Source organism: Nocardioides sp. Soil774 (assembly GCF_001428125.1).
Classification (GTDB): domain Bacteria; phylum Actinomycetota; class Actinomycetes; order Propionibacteriales; family Nocardioidaceae; genus Nocardioides.
The window spans coordinates 107,034-127,307 of the sequence record NZ_LMSM01000001.1 but is presented as its reverse complement, the minus strand read 5'-3'; the positions used below and the strand labels follow the sequence as shown (position 1 = coordinate 127,307).

Below are 20,274 nucleotides of genomic sequence, written 5' to 3'. Positions count from 1 at the left end.
AGGCCGCCGCAAACGCCGACACGGCGCGGGGCGACCGGAAACGAGACAAGAACATTGGTCCCCTAACTTGTTCAACTACTGGATGGTCGATCAACACAGGATCGCCGAGGCAGCACCGCCGCCCGTGTCCCTCTCAGGCCGAGCGCAGCCGGGCGAAAGGTGTCACACCGTGTGCTGGCGATCTCGCGACTGGCATCTCACTCAGGTGTACAGCGGTTGCTCGTCGTCGACTGAGGGCAGCCTCGTGACACGTGCAAATGCGTCGGTGCGGATTCCGCTCACACGCCGCACCGTGGCGGCGCACACCACCGACAGGAGTCCGGTGCCCGTTGCCGACACCGCACACACCATCAACGGACTGTCGAACACGAACCCGCTCACCGCCTCTCCGACCACGACCAACAGGGAGACGGAGGTGGTGGCCCTCATCAGCGCGGTGTAGCGCCTTGTCGCAATGAGGACAGCGCCCGCGATCCCGGCAGCGACATTGACGATCTGTCCCGCACCAAGGACCGCCACGAAGATTGTGATGTCGGTGTAGGCCTCCCCGCCCAGCAGGATCGCTGCGGGTCGACTGAGCGACACGATGACGACGTACCCAACGACAACGAGCAGGCAGGCGATTCGGACGAAGGGGACCAGCCGAGGTGTGATCTCGGACAGCTCGCCCTTGGAGACGGCCTGCGCGAGGTAGGGAAGCACACCCCCGGTGATAGCCGTAGTGGCAATGGTGAGCCCAGATACCACCGTCACCGCTAGAGCGTAGGGCGCGGCCACCGCTCCTTCCGCGGTTGCCCCGATGATCCAGACGTCGGCGCCTCCGATGAGCGCAGCAGCACATGTGGTCAAAACCATCGAGAGATGACCACGCCACAACCGTTTGAGTGCACGCAGCGGCCGGGCGACCCACCAGGGGAAGTCGAGCGACGCGCGCGACATGGACACCAGCAGCACGACGGCCGACGCGATCGCGGCGGCCACCAACAGGGACGTCCGGTCGACATCGTGCTTGACAACCCCCAGGACCGAGATCGCACCTAGGAACAGAGGCGCACGGACGCCCATGCCTGAGACCAGCGCCCACCCGAACCTGTAGTTGGCCCGATGCAGCTCTGCGGCTACCAGCCGGATGGTGTCGGAACATACCCATGCAGCGACGGCAAGCTTCTCGACGAGGGACAGCGGCGAGGTCAGCGGGGTCTCGAGCAGCGGCAGGCCGATCGGGGAGATGAGGAGGGCCGCTGCGACGACTCCGTTGAGGGACACCAGACCCAGGAGCTCGGCACCTCGCTGCCGCCCCGAGTGTGCCCCTGCACCTGCTCCGTGCACCTCGGCGACAGCGACGCGGTCCGCTCCGAGCTGGGCCACCATGGAGGTGAGGAGCACGACGAGGGTGACAATGGCGACGTCGGAGTAGACGCCCGCGCTCGACACGGCGACCATGACGGCAGTGGCACCTAGTGTGCCGAGCGCCGACGCGGCCATCCCTGATCCGGTGAGCCACGCACCTCGAACCGGGATCTTCACGTCAACCACTGCGGCGACTTGTCCTGCTCACCGTAGCCGGTGCGCCGGCGCCGGTTGGTCATGGCCGACCGTGTGCCTCTGGCCGCAGATAGAAGGTAGCCGCCATCTCGGAAGACGAGTGCCGAGGCGAATGTCTCGACGAATCGCATGATCAGGTGACGCAGGCAGTCGATTGGCTTGCGGGTGGCGTATTCGCGCACCAACAACCAGGAGTTCTTCCACATCAGCTCACGTCGCCACGCTGGATGACGCCAGAGGGTCAATCGCGATCCCACTTCGACGGCTCCTTCGCCGATCGGATGGCTCAGGACGCGTCGGGTGTCCACCGCCACGCGCATGCCCATCGACCTCACCCTGAGGCAGAGCTCGTGATCGACCAGGTCGAGAAATAGTCGCTCGTCAGCGCCGTCGGCACGGATCACCTGGGACACGTTGAAGAGCGTTCCGCTAGAGATGACGAACCGTGCCGACACCAAACCGGACAGCTCAATCGGTGCAGCCAGGGTGGGATCACGGTGGACAGCACCGATCAGGGCATGGTCCTCCGCGTTTGGAGGGAGCTCGGCGACCTGCGTCAGGTAGTCGCCGGTGAGCACTGAGTCTTGGTCCAGGTAGTGCAACCAGCCGAGGTCACGCGACCACGCCTCGCGGAGGAGGAGGTTGAGTCCCCGTCCAGTGCCGACGTTGAGCTGTGGACGCACGACGTCGACAGCGAACGCGGCACACGTCCGATCCACCCGCTCCTGCGCCGCCGCGGTCGTGCTGTTGTCCAGCACGACCCGGAACTCGCCCAAGGACGTGAGCTGGCGGCACGCGTTCTCGATCATGGGTTGAGTTGGCTCGAAGACGATCGTGGCGTCGAGTCTCATCGCGCTGCTCTGTTTGCGTCTCTGGCAATGTAGGCGAACGCCTTGGTAAGCATCGCAGCTCGGGCCCTACTGACCTTGGGCCCAGTCGTCGTGTGTGCGTCGTGCGCGACGCTGATCTCGGGCTCGTACAGCACCGGTGCCCCAACGTGTCGCGCTGCCTCGGCGATCGCGTACTCCTCGGCGAGCAAAGGCACCCCAGCCGGGATTCCCGGGTGCTGCACGAAGGCGCGGTTGAAGAAGATCACGGCGCCATAAGGGGAATACATGTGCAGTCCCGGTGGCGCGACCTCTCCCGTCTGGGCCGGACGGCTCAGTCGGAGCTGGTGCCTGCCCCGGCTGAGCAGGAGGTATCCCATCGCCAGCGCAGGCGTGCACGTCACTGCGTGGTTGATCCGATGACGGGCAAGAGAACGGGGCACCAGCACGTGCGGGTTCTTCTGGATGGCACCATCGTCCTCGGAGATGCTGGGCGCCACGACCAGAGGGGCACCGGCGGGGAATCGGCACAGGATGTCGCTCGGATCCCCACTGATGAACGTCAGGTCGGTGTTCGAGAGCGCCACCCAGCCGGTACGATCCTTCACTTCCGCTGGGACGGCATCGAGAGCCGCACGGGCACCATCGAGATAACCGGGGTTGTCTGCCCTCTCGACCGTGAAGACGTCGTGCCGGCCTTCGTGACGACTACTCACATGAGTTGGGGAGTTGTCGCAGATCGCGAAGAAGTAGCGGGTCTTCGGGCTGCGCAGTTGGTCGAGCTGGTCTACAAACGAGTCGACGTCCGCCATGTTGTTGTAGGCGATCAGCAGCCAGATGATGTCGGGGTTCACTTCCGAAGTCCCACCTTCCGGGACCCGAGGCAGGCGACACCAAATGGGATCATCACCATCCACAGGCCCTCGAGCTTTGACAAATACGGGTTGCTTGTCGTGGCCAGGATCGTCGACAAGAAGCCCGCCAGGACCGCGGCAGACGCAAGGCTCTCGCTCACTTGAACCGCGAGGCGACTGCCCACCCACCATGTCCACGCGGCGAGAATGACGATGCCGATCACTCCGAAGTTCATGAGCAGCACGTGGTAAGAGAGCTCGAAGATCCACGGGAACGCTTCGCTGCGCTCGTATCCGGGTATCACGTAGCCGGCACCCCGGCCCCAGATCGGGCTCTCCCACCATGCCTTGAGGAGCTCGGCATGCTGGTCCAGACGTGGGTCCACCGGACCTTCTGCGCTCTGGACCGTGAAGAGTCCAGCAACGAGCTGCCTCAGGGGCGTGAACCAGATCGCCAGACCTGCGACCACGACGAGCACCAGTCCACCGCCGACGACCCACCTGACCTGGCGCACAGGAGAGGCGCCGTCGGAACGCTTGATCCTGGTCAGCGACCAGACGATCAAGAGAGCCGCGGGAATCGCGAGGAACAGGATGCGCCTGCCGGACAGGACGATGCCCACGACCGCGAGCAGTGCCACCGCGAAACGCCACCATCTCGGCTCCCAGCCCCCGACCCTCACGGAAAGGCGCGCGACTCCGTAGGCCCCGAGGAACACGAATGCGTTGAAGCCCTGGAAGTTGGTCCGCGGCGTGCCGTCCGCGACGTCCACGGCAGAGTACGCGGGATCTACGAGCCATGCCGGCATCTGGGCACCGACGTACCACGTGACGTATAGCGCGATGGCGACCAGAACGATGGCGACAATCGACAGATCGAGGATCAGCAGGACCCGGGACAGCCCGCCGCTCGTCTGAAGCAGGAGGATGAACGCAGCCCCAATCACAACCGGTTCGACCACATAGACGGTTGCGGTTGGGACCACACCGGGATTGTCGTTGAGGGTGCCCACCAAGAATCCCAGCAGACCCACGGAGAGCAGTCCGGCGAGCCACGCCATCCCGCTCATCGAAAGCTCACGCTGCGAGGCGACGAGGAGGACAAGTGCCCCCATGATGGCACAGGCGAGCCACGGACCGTAGAGGTACGGCACGAGCGAACCGACGACGACATACGTGCCCAGCAGGCCAGCAGCCACCGACTGCGCCACCCCTTCCCGAGATCGCGTGCGGTGAGCCGGGGCCGTGTCGGCGAGCTCAACCATTCCGGATGCCTTCCCAGGAATGAAGTCGCGATGCCGTCGAGGCGATGAAACGGACCACCCGGTTGCTCGTGTCACCGATCTCGTAGCCCGCCGGCACCGACGACGTGACCGCGCCGTCCTCCATGGTGATCCGGACAGCACGCTCCACGTCGTCCGCGTCCAGACCGGTCATGATGATCGAGCCGGAGTCGAGGGCCTCGGGCCGCTCGATCGAGTCGCGCAGGGTGATCGCGGGGAAGCCGAGGATCGAGGCCTCCTCCGAGATGGTCCCGGAGTCCGACAGGACGCATGCCGCCTCGAGCTGGAGCTTGTTGTAGTCATGGAAGCCGAAGGGCTCGAGCCAGCGGATGTCACCGTCGACGTCCCGGCTGAGTGCTTCCAGCCGCTTGCGCGTCCGCGGGTGCGTGCTGACCACCACCGGGCGGTCCCAGGTGGCGGCGACCCGCTCCAGGCACTCGATCAGCATCGTGAGCCGCTCCGGCGAGTCGACGTTCTCTTCGCGGTGTGCGCTCACCAGGAAGTATCCACGCGACTCGAGCCCGAGCGTGCTCAGCACCTCGGAGGCCGCGATCTCGTCGCTGAAGTGCTTGAGCACCTCGCGCATGGGCGAACCCGTCACGACGATGCGACGCGGGTGCAGTCCCTCAGCGAGCAGGTTGCGCCTGGCGTGCTCGGTGTAGGCGAGGTTGAAGTCAGCGACGTGGTCGACCAGCCGTCGGTTGGTCTCCTCCGGCACGTTCTCGTCGAAGCAGCGGTTGCCGGCCTCCATGTGATAGGTAGGGATGCGCAACCGCTTGGCCATCACAGTCGCGATGCAGGAGTTGGTGTCGCCGAGCACCAGCAGCGCGTCGGGTCGCTCCTCGATCAGGACCTTCTCGGTCCCGACGAGCACGCCACCCAGCACCGCACCCAGGCTGCTGGTGTCGACGCCCATGTAGTGGTCGGGTGCGCGCAGGCCGAGGTCGTCGAAGAAGACCTGGTTCAGCGAGTGGTCGTAGTTCTGGCCCGTGTGGACGAGGACGTGCTCGATGCCCTCGGTCGCGTCGAGGCGGTCGATCACCCGCGCGAGCCGGATGATCTCCGGGCGGGTGCCGACCACGGTCATGACCTTCATGCGTGCGCCTCCTGGGCGATGGTCTCGGGGAACTGGTCGGGATGGGCGGGGTCGAGCAGCTGGTCGGCCCAGAACACCGTCAGCAGGTCGTCGTCACCCACGTTGCGGATGTTGTGCACCCACAGCGTCGGCATGTCGACGAAGACCGGGCGCTCACCACTGACCCGCACCGTCACCACTTCGTCGTGCAGCAAGCGGCGGAGCTGGATCTCAGCCTCCCCCTTGACCACGACGAAGCGCTCGATCTTGTGCAGGTGATAGTGCTCGCCGCGCTTCTGACCGGGCTTGGTCGTGGAGGCATAGGACATGCCGGTGCCGCCGTGCGAGCGTACGGTCTCGAACAGGTCGCCGCGGTTGTCCGAGTGCACGTGCGGGGCGATCTCTGTCGCGTCCGCGAACGCTGCAGCGCGGTAGGTGTTGAAGAGGTTGAGACGCATCGGGGTCGACACGTCGGGGATCTCGCCCCGAGCGCCGTAGAGCTCGCGGAACTCCTCGAACGCCGCCAGGACCGAGCCGATCCCGATGGCCTCGCCGTCGACCGTCGTACGCAGGTCCTGGCCCGCCGCCGCGATCAGCTTCGCGGCCGCGTCCTGGGCGTGCAGCAGCTCGATCTCCCGGTCACCCGTCACGCTCGGCGTGCGCCCGGCGGCGACCTCGTGGGCAAAGGTCGCCACGAACGAGTTGTAGCCCGGCCGCCCGTGCTCGCCGAACAGGTTGGGGAGCAGCAGGTCTGCGAAGTGGCCACCGGTGTGCGCGCAGGCTCCGGCCAGGGCACGGGCTGCGTGCGCCTTGCCCCTGCCGTATGCGTTGTCGAGCTCGGCCTGGACCGAGTTGGCGTAGACGACGTCGATCGGGCGACCAGCCGCGCGCAGCGCGAGGGCCAGGGACTCGGCGACCTCGGCGTTGCCCGACTCGACCTCGGCGTCGTTGTCGGCGCGGTTGACCCCGGCGAAGTGCATCACCGCGTCGACGCCGGCCAGCACCTCGGCCAGCCGCGCGGGGTCGGCCAGGTCCCTCCGTCCCAGGCGGACTGGCTCGACACCGTGAAGCGCACGGAGTCGGCACGCAGTATGCCATCCGAGAAAACCGTACGCACCCGTGATCGCGACCCTCATGAAGCGCCGTACCACGGCTTCGCGGCGCCGATCAACGCGCTCTCCAGCCGACGCGCGCCGACCGACACACTCAGCTCCTCTTCGTAGAACTTTCGCCCGGAAGCACCGAAGCGCTCAAGCTCATCACCTGACATCGTCGCGAGGCGGTCGATCGCCTCTGCCATCGCCTGAGCGTCGTCTGGAGCGACCGCGATCCCCGCACCTGAACGTGCAACGAGATCGGCGGCGTCGCCCGCGGCTGAGGCGAGAACGGGCCGACCGCACGCCAGAATTGCCTGCGTCTTGCTCGGCATCGTGGCACGGAAGACAGGAAGATCTCGAAGGCACACGAGCTGGACATCCGCCTCCGACATCAGCGCAGCCATGTCAGAGATAGGTCGAGTGCCTTCGAAGGTCACGCGTTCGTCCACTCTCAGCTCTACGGCGAGCTCCTTCAATCGGTCTTCGGCCACTCCGGACCCCACGAGTCTTAGGCGCACGGACCTACTCGGATCTACGAGCGACAAGGCTCGAAGCGCAGTATCAATGCCCTGCACGTCTCCGAGGTTTCCCGCATACATCATCGTGAGGCCGTCCGAGGCCACCGTGGGCTGAACTGGGTGGAACAACGACTCATCGGCCCAGTTGTAGACCAGGCTCATACGCTCGCGAGGGACGCCTCGACCGTGGAGCACCTCTTGCATCCCAGGTGAGATCACGGCAATGCGATCTGCCGCCCGATAGCCCCACCTAGCCATGCGGTCGAGCGTGAACCAGGCCACGCGGCCAACGACGCCGTCCACCAACCCGCTAGCCAGCACGGAGTCGGGCCACAGATCCTCGACGTACATGACCGTCGGCTTTCGGAAGACTCGTTTCATCACGACGCCAGCGACTCCTACGGTCGCGGAGGTCGAGTACACCAAGACGGCGTCACTGCGTCGAGCGAACCAGCTTCCCCACAAGGAAGCAGAGAGCATGAAGCTCAGGAAGAATGCGGCTCGTTTGAGACTCGATGACCCGTGTGCGGGAAACATAGGGACACGGACGACTTTGACGTTGCCAATGACTTCCCGCTGGAGCACCTTCACGCGATAACCGTCATATATCTTGCCGACTGGATAGTTCGGAAAGCCGGTGATGACAGTGACTTCGTGGCCCCGTGCGGCGAGAGCTCTTGCCACAGATCCAGGAATCGCGGCCGATCCGGTCTCAGGATCGAACCACTGCGAAATCATCGCGATCTTCATCTCAACCTCACTAACCGCGGGACATTCAAGTAGGCCAAAACGACCGCCGCGCACGCGAGGACGACCCACCCCGTCGCAGATGCACCCGCTAAGGCGGCGACGGCCGTCGCGGCGGCACCGGCCCCCGCGCACAAGAGCGCAGAGGCGATGTGAGGCCACCCCGCATCGACGAGTTGCTGGTAGACGTGGTCCCGGTGCGGCTCAGTGAGGCGATGTCCCCCGCGAGCCCGCTTAACCAGGACCCAGCCTGTGTCTGCGCCGTAGACGATCAAGGGAACGATTCCCCACAGGACTGGAAGACCTTGCGAGAAGGAATAAACGCTGAGTCCACCGATGAAGATCCCTACGCCGTAGCTGCCAACGTCGCCCAAAAAAACTCTCGCCCGGGGCGCGTTCCACGGGAGGAAACCGACTGCCACGCCCGCGAGGACGAGCCCCGCCCCCCTCAGCATCGGATCCTCAGAGGCAGAGCCGACCCAGGCCCACCACGCTCCTACGGCAACAGCCATCAGGCTCGAGATGCCATTGACGCCATCCATGAAGTTGAAGGCGTTGACATAACCGACGAGCGCCACGATTAGCACACCCAGCCACCACCACGAGCTGGTGCCTGCAGAGGTGAGCGAGACTGCAAGGGCGGCCGCCACGGCAACTTGGGCGACGAGTCGGTGCTCGCTTGACAAGGAGCGCACGTCGTCGAGGAGGCCGACGCTCGCAAGAGCCAGACAGCAGATGACCAGCGACGTGAGGCTCCTGTCGGGCTCCAGTGCAAAGAGACAGACCCCAGCCAGGGTGGCGACAACTGCCACACCGCCTCCGCGAGGCACCGGAGAACAGTGGGACGACCGGTGGTTGGGAACGTCCATCAGGGTACGTCGCAGTTGAGGGATCACCGCGCCCGTCAAGATGAAGGCGCAGAACGCAGCGGAAAGGAACAGCGTCACATGTGCTCCGCGTCAACAAGGTGGCGGAACGCTGGAAGGCGCTCTAGGACACTGACCACTCCGCCTACGTCCAGCCGTTCGGTGTTGTGCGAGTGATAGTCGTCCATCGTCGATTCTTGTCTGTCACCCTCGTCGAAGTACTCACCGTAATTGAGGTCCCGCGCATCGACGCTGACGCGGAAGTAGTCGCCCTGGTCCTCTGCGCGAGCGAGCTCCTCCCGGGTCGCCAGTGTCTCGTACAGCTTCTCGCCGTGCCGCGTGCCGATCACCTTGAGCTCGGGCTCAACGCCCATTGCAGAACCCACGGCCCGGGCAAGGTGTTCGATGGTGCTGGCGGGTGCCTTGCGGATGAAGAGATCGCCCGGCCGCGCGTGCTGGAAGGCGTGCTCCACCAGGAGGACGGCCTCGTCGAGCGACATCAGGAATCGCGTCATGCGAGGGTCCGTCACCGTGAGGGGGCGTCCCTGCCGGATCTGCTCGACGAAGAGCGGGATGACCGAGCCGCGGGACATCATCACGTTGCCGTAGCGCACCGTCGAGACCACGGTCTGGGCCGTGGGGTTGTTGCGAGCGAAGGCCTGAGCGACCTTCTCCATCATCGCCTTGGACATGCCCATGGCATTGACCGGGTAGGCAGCCTTGTCAGTGCCGAGGCAGACGACCGAGCGTACATCGTTCTTGTTGCTGGCTTCGATGACGTTGGCGCTGCCGAGGACGTTGGTCCGGACGGCCTCGAGCGGGAAGAACTCGCAACTCGGAACCTGCTTGAGTGCCGCGGCGTGGAATACGTGATCCACGCCGCGCGTGGCTCGCTCGACGCTGTCGTAATCGCGCACGTCGCCTATGTAGAAGCGCAGGCGCTCGTCGCCGAAGGCGCGGCGCATGTCGTCCTGTTTGAGCTCGTCGCGGCTCAGGATGCGGACCTCCTCGACGTCTCCATTGAGGAGACGACGCACCATGCTCGAACCAAATGATCCAGTGCCGCCGGTCACGAGCACGGTGGACGGGGGATCGACATAGGTCGACAAGCCAGGACTCTCTTTCGAACAGGGAACAGGGAACAGGGAACAGGGGACGACTGGATCAGTCGATCAGGGATGCTGCGGGGTCAGGTAGGTGGACCCAGTCATCGAAGGCCTGGAGCATGCCCAGGTGGGTCACGTCCAGGTCGAAGGATCGCACGACGTTAACCGAGAGCGGGCTCACCGCCGCATGCGCGACCAGCGGGTGCTTGGACCGCTCGTGGCTCTCGGCCCCGCTGAAGAGCTTCTCGTGGAGCTTCTCTCCCTCACGCAGACCGGTGTAGACGACCTCGATGTTCTTGCCGGACATCGCGATGAGCTGGCGTGCGACGTCGAGGATCTTCACGGGCTGACCCATGTCGAGGATCATCACCTCGCCGTCCTCGCCGATCGCACCGGCCTGGATGACCAGCTGGACGGCCTCCTCGACGGTCATGAAGTAGCGCGTCACGTCCGGGTGGACGACGGTCACAGGACCGCCGGAGGCGATCTGGGACGTGAACGTGTGGAGCACCGACCCCCGGGACCCCAGCACGTTGCCAAAGCGAACGCTGATGTAGGCCCCGTCGGCTTCCTTCGCCATCGCGGCGGTGAGGCGCTCCGCCACCCGCTTGGAGTAGCCCAGGACGCTCTTGGGGTCAGCGGCCTTGTCCGTCGAGATGTTGACGAAGGTGGTCACGCCGACGTCGGCGGCAGCTCGCAGCACGTTGGCGGTGCCTAGGACGTTGGTCTTCATCGCCTCGTGCGGGTACTGCTCCAGCATCGGCAGGTGCTTGAGCGCCGCTGCGTGGAAGACGACCTCGGGGCGGCGGTCCTCGAAGATCGAGCGAAGGGCGGGCTCGTCGCGGATGTCGTTCAGCACCACGTCCGGGCTGTCGAGCAGAGCTCGACCGTGGATGGACAGCTGCACGGCGTGCAGTGCGGACTCGTCGCGGTCGAGCATGATGAGCTCGGAGGGGCCGTAGCGGTGGAGCTGGCGGCACAGCTCTGACCCGATCGACCCGCCGGCGCCCGTGACGAGGACACGCTTGCCCGTGACATAGCCGGCGATGGCCGAGAGGTCGGTCTCCACCGCGGCACGGCCGAGGATGTCGGCCATGTTGACGTCCCGTACGTCCCGGACGTCGGCGTGCGAGGCGAACGACTCGGCGAAGGACGGCAGGACCTTGATCGAGATGCCAAGCTCGGCTGCGCGGTCGACCAGCGGCTTGAGCATCTCCTTGGTGGCGCCCGGGATGGCCACGACGACCGTCACCGCGCCGGTGAGACTCACCACTCGCTTCAGGTCGTCTGTCGTCCCGAGGACGGACACCCCGAAGTGGCGACGCTTGCGCATCCAGGGGTCGTCGTCCAGGAAGCCGACGGGCACCAGGCCGGCCTCGGGTCGGCTGCGCATGGAGTGCACCAAGCGAGCGCCGCTGGCCCCGGCGCCGACGATCAAGGCGCGCTGGCCCGAGGCGTCATCGAGCGGTTGGAAGCGCTGGGTGAGCTGACGCCACAAGGCACGCACGATGAGCATGAGGAAAAGTCCGAGGAAGGTGCCCGACGCGGGCACGCTCCGTGCGACCCAGTAGGGATCGGCGAGGGCGTTGGCGCTGAAAACCCCGAGCCCCCCGACTGCGGTTGCGAGACCAAGGAGGACCGTCTCCTCGTTGGTAGCGACACCCACCCGGCCGAGATAGACCCGGCCCAGCAATCCGACCAACCACTGCAGTGCCACCGCGCCGGCAGCGACCGCCAGCCCGCTTCTCCAGACCGACGTCTCCAGCGTGGGTCCGTAGCGCAGGACGAGCGACACGGCGTAGGCCAGGATCAGGACACACGCGTCGAACGACATCAGCACGGCAGTGCGCTTGGTGCGTACGACACTCTGAAGCTTGATCACAGCCACCACTCACCCCGTAATACTGTTTCTGACCTCGGCCCCACGCCGACGCCCTGTCAGCTGTCACGTCCTGGACGCTCCAGCCGCACGCCGATGAGTCGCACATGACCACTCGACGGCGGACACGCCGGCGAACCGGGCGATGTCTCTTGACACCTCTGTCACGCGCAATCTACGCGCGGCAAGGATCACCTGACACGGAATCGTGACATCGTGAGACACTTCTGAGCAAATGCCGGCCCTCCCTGAGTGGCACCTCACCCTCAAGGGTGGCCTTCGCGTGCAGCAACGGCGACGGTAACCGCGTCACTGTTACTTTTCCCTCGATGATCACCCACGCCACCGTCACCATCGCCCGCGCCCTTGTCGGCCTGCTCGTCGCGGCTCTTGGTGTCGGCCTGTCAGCCTCGGGCGCCCGCGCCGAGAAGGTCAGGCCCGAGCTCTTCGGCATGGACATGGTCCAATTGACCATTCCCCCTGCGCCGCTCGTTTCGACCCCGACGATGCGTCTGATCGTCCGCTGGTCCGGGGTCGAACGATCCCCAGGGCAGTACGACTGGGCGGAGCTCGATGACAGGCTTGCGATGGCCCGGCAGCACGGCTCAAGGCCGCTGCTCACCCTCTACAGCACTCCGGACTTCTATGCGATGGGAGACGTCGGAGACGTGGTGGAGGTCCGCCCCCCCAAGCTCAGCGCGTACCGGGCGTTTGTCAGCGCGCTGGCCCGGCGCTACGGCGACCGCGCGGACTACCAGCTCTGGGCCGAGATGAACGTGTCGAACAACTATGTCGGCACCGTGCGACACATGGCGAAGATGGCGAAGATCGCGTCGCAGGAGGTGCGCCAATATGCCCCCGGCGCTCTGGTCGTCGCCCCCCAGGGACCTATCCGACTCCCCGGGAGCCGCGCGTGGTTCGAGAGGTTCTGGACCCAGAAGGTCGGCGGAAAGCCCATCGCCAAGTGGGTCGACGTCGCCACGCTGAGTGGCTTCCCGCTGCCCCGCCACGGGCCGGAGCAAGGCATCCGGCTCGTGAAGGTGCTGCGCCGCATCACGTCCGCGGGAGGATTCGACGGGCCGATCTGGGTCGTCGAGATCAACTACGACGTCCTCGGGCGGAAGCCGACCGTGCCGATCAGCATCGAAGAGCAGGTGGCGAACGTCGTCAAGACCTACGTCCTCAACGCCTCGATCGGGACGCAGCGGGTCTACTGGCACTACTGGGCCCCGCCTGTACCGAACATGAATACCGCGATGCTCAGCCCCGACAATCAGATCGCGCCTCCCGGCAAGGCCTTCGGCGAGATACAGCCATGGCTCATCGGCACCCGGGCCCGTGGGTGCACCATCACCAGGAACGGCGACTTCTACAGCTGCCTCTTCACGATCAAGCGCGCAGAGCGGCGGGTCATGTGGAGCGTTTCGGGCCGAGAGCGACGCGTCGCCGTGCCCGATCGGACGAGACGGCTCTCCTTCCCCGACGGGACCGTGCGTCGGCTCGACGCTCCCAAGCGAGTGAGAGTCGGCGCCATGCCTGTGATGATCGAGTCGTGGGGCAAGCGGGCGGAGTCAACCCGGACGCGCTGATCCGCGCCCGGACCACCCGTCTGGGCTACTCCCTGGGGTTCCGTCCGGACCCTTCTGGTTGAAATAGCGAGAACCACGACCGGGCTTGCCACAAATCGACAACTGGCTGGCAAACGTGACGCACAATGTCGGGATGGACCCCCGTCACGCCGAGGTGCTCGAGCAGACCGACCGGGAGGCACTCGGACGTCGCCTGCGCGCCGCTCGCCAGGCCCACGGACTCACCCAGGGCGCGGTCGCCCGCGACATCATGTCGGTCGCCTACCTCTCCCGCATCGAAGCCGGCCACCGTCGCCCGACCCCTCAGTCCCTGGAGGCCCTGGCCGCGCGCCTCGACGTCTCGGTGGAGTCGCTGCTCGGCGAGCTCGAGGCGCACGTCGCCGACGAGATCCGACTCTCCCTCGACTATGCCGAGCTCTCGCTGGAGTCCGGCCAGGCCGACGACGCCGAGAAGCACCTCCAGACCGCCCTCGAGCACCTCGGCGGCGCGCGGATGGGCGGCATGCAGGAGCGGGCCCGCCTCCTCCACGCGAGGGCACTCGAGGCAAGCCAGCGCGAGGACGACGCGATCCTCGAGCTCGAAGCACTCATCGATGACAAGCAGGTCAATGGCCTGACCCGGATCAAGGCCGGCATCGCGCTGAGCCGCATCTATCGCGAGTCCGGCGACCTCGGACGCGCCATCGAGTGCGGCGAGCGGGTCATGGCCGACGTGGAGGAGGCCGGGCTCGAGGCCTGCGACGAGGCCGTGCAGCTCGCGGTCACCGTGGCCGCCGCTCACTTCGAGCGCGGCGACACCGCCCACGCCGTACGCCTGTGCCGCAAGGCCATCGCGCGCGCCGAGTCGCTCGGCACGCCCAAGGCCCGTGCCTCGGCCTACTGGAACGCCAGCGCGATGCAGGCACGGCGCGGCGACGTCGCCGCCGCCGTCCCGCTCGCCGAGCGCGCCCTCGCCCTGCTCGGCGAGGGCCAGGACTCACGCAACCTCGCCCTCCTGCGCGCCGAGGTCGGTCGACTGCAGCTCGAGCTCGACCCGCCCGCCCTCGACGACGCGCAGGAAAACCTCGCGCGGGCTGCGGCAGAGCTGGAGTGGAGCGCGTCGACGTCCTCCGACCGCGCGCACGTGCTGCTCGGGCTCGCCCGAGCCGCATTCCTGTCCGGAGACGTGCCAGCCAGCCGCGAGCTGCTCGCCGAGGTGCACGCTGTCGGCAGTGGGCACCTGCCCCTGGCCGAAGCCGAGGCGTGGGCGTTGCTGGGGAGCACGCACGTGTCCGAGGGGAACGCCGACGAGGCAGGCTCGTGCTTCCAGCGCGCGGTGCTCACCTTGTCGGCGATCGGCGCGGACAGGGTGGCTGCTCAGCTGTGGTTCGACCTGGCCGACCTCCTTCACAGCGTCGGGCAGACCGAGGCCGCTGCGGACGCCTATCGACGCGCCGCAGCGTCGACCGGCCTGCGGGCGCGCGCGGTGTCCGCCACGCCCGCCCGCACCTGACGTCCCGCGCGAGCCTCAGCCGCCGAGGCTGGGACGTTCAGCAGCACCAGCCGGTGCGCGCGGTGTCCCTGCTCTGCCCGGCCTCGGCCGGGCCGGCGAAGCCAGCCAGGCTGACGAGGGCGATGGTGGCGACGACGATGCGGGTGAACGTGCGGTTCATGGGGTTCTCCAGGGCTAGGTGTGCGGTGTGGGGTGGGGTCTGGCAGACGTCCCGAGCCGCTGCCTGAAGAAATAGTGTCAAAACCAGTGCCAAGTGTTCTCTTCTTTGGCAAACTTGGGCAAGTCCCCCGGCAAATCCATCGGATTGCTCACCGGGACATCACCCGCGGGCCCCACCCCCCGCGACACGCGCCGGACCCCACCCGGCAGCCGCCCGGACCCCCCGCCTCCCGCGGGGGGTCCTCGCGATTTCCCCTGCGCGTGCGGCCGGGTCCGTCGGCGTCGCGTCAGGACACCGCGGGGAGGAGCAGGCGCACCGTCGTGCCCACCCCTTCGACGCTCTCCACGCCCACCTGGCCACCGTGGGCCTCGACGATGGTGCGCACGATGTTGAGCCCCAGCCCGGTGCCGGGCACGAGCCGCTCACGGGCGTTGCGTCCGCGCACGAACGTGGCGAACACGTCGGCGAGCTCGGCCTCGGGGATGCCCTCGCCGTCGTCGGCCACCACGATCTCGATCCCGTCGCCGTGACGGGCCAGCGAGACCCGGACCGTGCCGTCGGGCATGGTGTAGGCGATCGCGTTGGCGATCAGGTTGTCGGCGACCTGGCGCAGCCGGAAGCCGTCCGCGCTCATCACCAGCGACTCCGGCACGTCGAGCAGCAGGAGCACCTCCCCCGCCTCGGCGTCGGGCCGGGCGGCCTGGACGGCCTCCTGCAGCACGGTGGCGAGGTCGACGCGGCGGAAGTCCATCACCTGCGTGCCGGAGGCGGCGGTGGCGGTGAAGAGCAGGTCGGAGACGAGGTGCGACAGCCGGCGCGAGTTGCGGTGGATCACGCCGAGCTGCTTGTGCAGCGTCTCGTCGAGGCCGTCGCTGGACTGCAGGAGCTCGACGTAGGCCATCACCGAGGTGAGGGGCGTGCGGAGCTCGTGGGAGATCGAGGCGAGGAAGTCGTCCTTGACCCGCAACGCCCGCATGAGGTCGGTGACGTCGTGGCACGCCATCGCGGCACCCGCGAACACGCCGTCGCGGTCGCGGACCGCGCGCGCCGAGACCGACAGCGCCCGGCGGTCATCGGGCCTGTCGCCGACCCAGACGAGGAGGTCCTGGAACTCCTCGCCCGCGGCGGCACGGGTCTCGGGCAGCTCCTCGAGCGTGAGCCGGCGGGTCTGCCCGGCGTCGAAGACGTGGACCTCCGTGTCGCCGGCGCCGTGCGCGAACGCCATCGTCAGCAGCTCGCGGTGGCGCCGGTTGCGCAGCAGGTAGCGCCCGTCGCCGTCGAGCAGCAGGAGGCCGACCGCCACGGCGTCGAAGACCGCCTCCGCGCGACGACGCTCGACGTCGACCTGGCTCTCCGCGCGCTGGAGCCGGGACTCGAAGGAGTGCCGCTCGGTGAGGTCGACGACCTGCGAGACGAGGTAGAGCGGCACGCCGAGCGCGTCACGCATCAGCGCGACGGTGACCTCCGCGACCGCGACGCTGTTGTCGGCGCGCACGAAGCGCTTGGCGGCCCGCGCCGACACCGACCTCCCCGCGAGCAGGTCGTGGACGAGCGACTGGTCGAGGTCGACGTCGTCGGGGTGGGTGATGTCAGCCCCACGCATCTGGGCGAGGGCCTCGTCGCCGTAGCCGAGCATCGAGCGGAACGACTCGTTGACGTAGAGGATGTCGTCGTCGGGCGAGACCAGGACGACGCCGTGCGGGGCGTGCTCGGCCGTCAGGAGCCACAACGCGTCGGTGTCGGGCATGCGGGTCCGAGCAACCACCGCCACCCACCCCCTCCACGCTCCGGGGCCGACCCGAACGGATCGGCCCCTCACCGTACGAGCGAAGCGTCCGGCGCATCAGCCCTTGAGGGTGAAGGAGGCGGAAATGAGGAGATCGCCCCGGATAGCTGCTCCGGGGCGATCCCACTGGTCTGGACCAGTCGCGCGCTGAGGTGTCTCAGGCGCCGACCAGCACCTGCACCTCGGCGACCGACCCGGTCGCCGCGACGACGCGGGTGTCGACGGGCTCGGCCTTGGGCGCCAGCGTCCGCAGGGTCCACTCGCCGTCGCCGGCGAAGAAGCGGAAGTGGCCGCTCGCCGAGGTCGGGACCTCGGCGGTGAACTCACCGGTGCGGTCGAGCAGCCGGACGTACGCGTTGGCGACGGGCTCTCCCCCCGAGGCACCGCCGCGGAGCACCTGTCCCTGGATCACGGCCTCCTTGGCGACGTTGACGCCGTCGAGCGACAACCCGCCCTCGGTCGCGCCGCACATCAGGCGTCCGCCGTGCCGGGCTCGTCGCCGAGGGCGACAGGGACGCCGACCAGCGAGCCGTACTCGGTCCACGAGCCGTCGTAGTTCTTGACGTTCTTGCGGCCCAGCAGCTCGGTCAGCACGAACCAGGTGAGCGACGAGCGCTCGCCGATGCGGCACAGGGCGATGGTGTCCTTCTCGGTGTCGAAGCCGACCTCGTCGTAGAGCGCGGTGAGCTCGTCGTCGGACTTGAAGGTGCCGTCGTCGTTGGCGTTCTTGCTCCACGGCACGTTGACCGAGGTGGGGATGTGGCCGGCGCGCTGGGCCTGCTCCTGCGGGAGGTGGGCCGGGGCGAGCAGCCGGCCGGCGTACTCGTCGGGGCTGCGCACGTCGACGAGGTTCTGCGTGCCGATCGCGGCGACGACCTCGTCGCGGAAGGCGCGGATCGAGGAGTCCTGCTCCGAGGCGACGTACGACGTCTTCTCGCGCGTGGGCAGCTCGTCGGTCAGCTCGCGGGAGTCCAGCTCCCACTTCTTGCGGCCGCCGTCGAGCAGCTTCACGTCTGAGTGGCCGTAGAGCTTGAAGTACCAGTAGGCGTAGGCGGCGAACCAGTTGTTGTTGCCGCCGTAGAGCACGACGGTGTCGTCGTTGGAGACGCCGCGCTCGGACAGCAGCGCCTCGAACTGCGCCTTGTTGACGAAGTCGCGACGCACCTGGTCCTGCAGGTCGGTGGTCCAGTCGAGCTTGATGGCGCCACGGATGTGGCCCTTGTCGTAGGCAGTGGTGTCCTCGTCGACCTCGACGATGACGACGCCGTCGGTGTCGAGGTTGTCCTCGACCCACTGGGCGGTGACGAGCGAGTTCTCGCGGCTCATGGTGGTGTGCTCCTTGTGGTGGTGAACAGTCGTGATGATCAGGTGGTGATGCGGCGGACGAGCAGGTAGACCTCGCATCCCAGGCAGAAGGCGAAGACGGCGTTGAGCAGGGCGGCGACCAGCGCCGCGCCGACGGCGACCTGGCCCACGACCGTCGCGCCGGCGAGGAAGGCGACGAGCCCGACCGCGGCGAAGGTGAGGCCCACGGCCTGGGCGAAGCGCGGCGGCTCGGGCGCCTCCCACTCCGTGGGCGGGGCCAGGCGAGGCCGCACGAACGTGCGGAACACCCAGGCGTGCGGCGTGGCCTGCACCCCGCACACCGCACCGATGCCGAACAACACGGCCTGGGCGGCCAGCAGCACGACGTCGGCGGGCGGGGGGAGCAGCAGCACGGCGACCAGGACGACGGCGGTCAGTGCGGCTGCGACTTGCGGCCCGCGCGGGTCGATGCCGGTGGCGCCGGACCCGGGACGAGCGTCAGGGGCGGTGCGGGGCGTGGCAGTGGTGGACATGTCTCTCCTGGGGTGGTCGGCGCGGCACGGGGCCAGGCATGCCGGGCACGGCCCGGCACGGGTCCCACCGGAGAGCGCGGTCCACCAGGAAGGTGGACGTCAGGGCTCAGTCAGCGGCGGGACGCGACGACATTCGACACAGCGCCGAGCGCACGCGGCAGTGGTCCACTGCGCGGCGCTTGGTGAGCATGGTCGACGACATGACGACGACAGTAGGCGGTGCGGTCCGCCGATCTGCGCGATGTCTCATCATGTGATCACTACATCCATATCGTGAGATCAGACCTGCGCGAGCGCGGTCAGGACCTGGTCGCGCGAGGGGGCGCCGGTCGCCCGGGTGACCTCCACGCCGTGGGCGTCGAGCACCACGGTCGTCGGCGTGCGCAGGATGCCGAAGGTGCGGGTGGCGTCGAGGTGGTGCTCGGCGTCGACCTCGACGTGGGCGACGCCCTCGACCAGCGAGGTCACCTCGCCCAGCACCCGGCGCGTGGCGCGGCACGGGGCGCAGAAGGCGCTGGAGAACTGCAGCAGCGTGGCACGCTCCCCCAGCTGCTCCCCGACGGACTCGACGAGGTCGGCACCGGGGGTCCTCGTGGCAGGACTTCGTCCTTCCTCGACCACCGGTGCTGCCTGGCGTACGACGTGGGTGCCGCGGAAGCGGCCGTCGGTGACCAGGCGCCAGACGCCCACGACCAGCGCCAGCGCCACGGCGCCGACGGCGATCCACGCTCCTGAGGTCATGGGGGCCCCAACGCACGGCAGCGCCGTTTGTGTTCCCGGCCCCTAGTCGCGTGCGTCACGCCGGGCGATCAGGGCGCGGAGCCGCTCGTTCTCCTCCTCCAGCTCCAGGACGGCCGCGATGCCGGCGAGGTTGAGCCCCGCCGCGAGGAGGTCGCGGATGCGGTGCAGCCGCTCGATGTCGTCGGCGCTGTAGAGCCGGGTGCCACCCGAGGTGCGGTCGGGCTCGAGCAGCCCGCGGCGCTCGTAGACCCGGAGGTTCTGCACCTGCATCGCGGTCATCTCCGCCGCGACCGAGATCGCGAAGACGCCCACCTCACGTCCTGCCATGCCTGCCTCCCTTCGATCTCGCGGCGCCCCTTGATTTTGCCTGACGTCGGGATTATAAGAAATATGTATCAGACGATACAGATCCGAGGAGGAGGAAGACCATGTTGATCCGCAACGCCGACCCGTTCCGTGAGTTCGACCGGCTCACCCAGCAGCTGATGGGCACCACCAACCGCCCCGTCGTGATGCCGATGGACGCGTGGCGCGAGGGTGACCGCTTCGTCCTCGAGTTCGACCTCCCGGGCGTGAACGCCGACTCGGTCGACCTCGACGTCGAGCGCAACGTCCTGACGATCCGCGCCGAGCGCGTCGCCCAGGGCAACGGTGACTGGCAGATGCTGGCGTCCGAGCGACCGCGCGGCGCCTTCAGCCGCCAGCTCGTGCTCGGCGACAACCTCGACCTCGAGCACATCGACGCCTCCTACCGCGACGGCGTGCTGCGCCTGGTGGTCCCGGTGGCCGAGAAGGCCAAGCCGCGCAAGATCGAGCTGCGCACCGAGAGCGACGACCGCACGGCCATCGAGGCCTGAGCCGGTCTCACGGC

The 20,274-nt window shown here is 67.6% G+C and carries 20 protein-coding genes; 3 read left to right on the top strand and 17 right to left on the bottom strand.

The window, feature by feature from the left end:
• Window positions 1-201 precede the first annotated feature (201 nt).
• The 10 genes from ASG76_RS00640 to ASG76_RS19470 form a co-directional block, all read right to left on the bottom strand.
• Window positions 202-1,527: a lipopolysaccharide biosynthesis protein gene (locus tag ASG76_RS00640; RefSeq protein ID WP_157558858.1), complete on the bottom strand. Its 1,326-nt coding sequence runs from the start codon at window positions 1,525-1,527 to the stop codon at window positions 202-204.
• The gene (locus ASG76_RS00635; RefSeq protein ID WP_157558857.1) at window positions 1,524-2,396 is read right to left on the bottom strand and encodes a hypothetical protein; all 873 of its coding nucleotides are present in this window, start codon (window positions 2,394-2,396) and stop codon (window positions 1,524-1,526) included. Before ASG76_RS00635 ends, ASG76_RS00640 begins: the two co-directional genes overlap by 4 nt.
• Window positions 2,393-3,226, bottom strand: coding sequence for a hypothetical protein (locus tag ASG76_RS00630; protein WP_056598498.1), 834 nt, complete (start codon window positions 3,224-3,226; stop codon window positions 2,393-2,395). Before ASG76_RS00630 ends, ASG76_RS00635 begins: the two co-directional genes overlap by 4 nt.
• Window positions 3,223-4,491, bottom strand: a complete 1,269-nt coding sequence (locus tag ASG76_RS00625; RefSeq protein ID WP_056598496.1) for an O-antigen ligase family protein — start codon at window positions 4,489-4,491, stop codon at window positions 3,223-3,225. Before ASG76_RS00625 ends, ASG76_RS00630 begins: the two co-directional genes overlap by 4 nt.
• Window positions 4,484-5,605 carry a non-hydrolyzing UDP-N-acetylglucosamine 2-epimerase gene (gene wecB / locus ASG76_RS00620; RefSeq protein WP_056598494.1) on the bottom strand — a complete coding sequence of 374 codons (1,122 nt, stop codon included), beginning with the start codon at window positions 5,603-5,605 and terminating at the stop codon, window positions 4,484-4,486. The genes ASG76_RS00625 and wecB overlap by 8 nt, the downstream gene beginning before the upstream one ends.
• Complete coding sequence (locus tag ASG76_RS00615; RefSeq protein ID WP_056598491.1) at window positions 5,602-6,720, bottom strand: NAD-dependent epimerase/dehydratase family protein; 1,119 nt, start codon at window positions 6,718-6,720, stop codon at window positions 5,602-5,604. Before ASG76_RS00615 ends, wecB begins: the two co-directional genes overlap by 4 nt.
• Complete coding sequence (locus tag ASG76_RS00610) at window positions 6,717-7,949, bottom strand: glycosyltransferase family 4 protein (RefSeq protein ID WP_082587142.1); 1,233 nt, start codon at window positions 7,947-7,949, stop codon at window positions 6,717-6,719. Before ASG76_RS00610 ends, ASG76_RS00615 begins: the two co-directional genes overlap by 4 nt.
• A complete protein-coding gene (locus tag ASG76_RS00605) occupies window positions 7,946-8,815 on the bottom strand; it encodes an MraY family glycosyltransferase (RefSeq protein ID WP_157558856.1) in 870 nt (289 codons plus the stop codon). Before ASG76_RS00605 ends, ASG76_RS00610 begins: the two co-directional genes overlap by 4 nt.
• Before the next feature lie 74 nt (window positions 8,816-8,889).
• Window positions 8,890-9,921 (bottom strand): polysaccharide biosynthesis protein, encoded by a 1,032-nt coding sequence (locus ASG76_RS00600; RefSeq protein WP_157558855.1) that lies wholly within the window; start codon window positions 9,919-9,921, stop codon window positions 8,890-8,892.
• A gap of 55 nt (window positions 9,922-9,976) precedes the next feature.
• Window positions 9,977-11,806: a polysaccharide biosynthesis protein gene (locus ASG76_RS19470; protein WP_157558854.1), complete on the bottom strand. Its 1,830-nt coding sequence runs from the start codon at window positions 11,804-11,806 to the stop codon at window positions 9,977-9,979.
• Between the two features lie 320 nt (window positions 11,807-12,126).
• On the opposite strand from ASG76_RS19470, the gene ASG76_RS00590 reads away from it, so the two are divergent.
• Complete coding sequence (locus ASG76_RS00590; RefSeq protein ID WP_056598479.1) at window positions 12,127-13,386, top strand: hypothetical protein; 1,260 nt, start codon at window positions 12,127-12,129, stop codon at window positions 13,384-13,386.
• A 133-nt stretch (window positions 13,387-13,519) separates the two neighbouring features.
• Window positions 13,520-14,878, top strand: coding sequence for a helix-turn-helix domain-containing protein (locus ASG76_RS00585; RefSeq protein WP_056598476.1), 1,359 nt, complete (start codon window positions 13,520-13,522; stop codon window positions 14,876-14,878).
• A 37-nt stretch (window positions 14,879-14,915) separates the two neighbouring features.
• On the opposite strand, the gene ASG76_RS19700 is transcribed toward ASG76_RS00585, so the two are convergent.
• From ASG76_RS19700 to ASG76_RS00555, 7 genes are all read right to left on the bottom strand, one after another.
• The gene (locus ASG76_RS19700) at window positions 14,916-15,038 is read right to left on the bottom strand and encodes a hypothetical protein (RefSeq protein ID WP_268788322.1); all 123 of its coding nucleotides are present in this window, start codon (window positions 15,036-15,038) and stop codon (window positions 14,916-14,918) included.
• 286 nt (window positions 15,039-15,324) lie between these two features.
• Entirely contained in the window at window positions 15,325-16,785 is a 1,461-nt protein-coding gene (locus ASG76_RS00580) for a sensor histidine kinase (protein WP_056598473.1), read from the bottom strand.
• A 196-nt stretch (window positions 16,786-16,981) separates the two neighbouring features.
• Window positions 16,982-17,296 (bottom strand): DUF1416 domain-containing protein, encoded by a 315-nt coding sequence (locus tag ASG76_RS00575; RefSeq protein ID WP_056598469.1) that lies wholly within the window; start codon window positions 17,294-17,296, stop codon window positions 16,982-16,984.
• Window positions 17,296-18,150, bottom strand: coding sequence for a sulfurtransferase (locus ASG76_RS00570; protein ID WP_056598466.1), 855 nt, complete (start codon window positions 18,148-18,150; stop codon window positions 17,296-17,298). The genes ASG76_RS00575 and ASG76_RS00570 overlap by 1 nt, the downstream gene beginning before the upstream one ends.
• Window positions 18,151-18,188: 38 nt before the next feature.
• Entirely contained in the window at window positions 18,189-18,662 is a 474-nt protein-coding gene (locus ASG76_RS00565; protein WP_082587141.1) for a DUF4395 domain-containing protein, read from the bottom strand.
• A gap of 279 nt (window positions 18,663-18,941) precedes the next feature.
• On the bottom strand, window positions 18,942-19,403 hold the full coding sequence (locus tag ASG76_RS00560; RefSeq protein WP_056598463.1) for a TlpA family protein disulfide reductase: 462 nt from the start codon (window positions 19,401-19,403) through the stop codon (window positions 18,942-18,944).
• Between the two features lie 42 nt (window positions 19,404-19,445).
• Window positions 19,446-19,730, bottom strand: a complete 285-nt coding sequence (locus ASG76_RS00555; protein WP_056598462.1) for a MerR family transcriptional regulator — start codon at window positions 19,728-19,730, stop codon at window positions 19,446-19,448.
• Window positions 19,731-19,831: 101 nt separating this feature from the next.
• Between ASG76_RS00555 and ASG76_RS00550 the strand changes: the two genes are divergently transcribed.
• Window positions 19,832-20,260 carry an Hsp20/alpha crystallin family protein gene (locus ASG76_RS00550; RefSeq protein ID WP_056598459.1) on the top strand — a complete coding sequence of 143 codons (429 nt, stop codon included), beginning with the start codon at window positions 19,832-19,834 and terminating at the stop codon, window positions 20,258-20,260.
• Window positions 20,261-20,274: the final 14 nt, after the last annotated feature.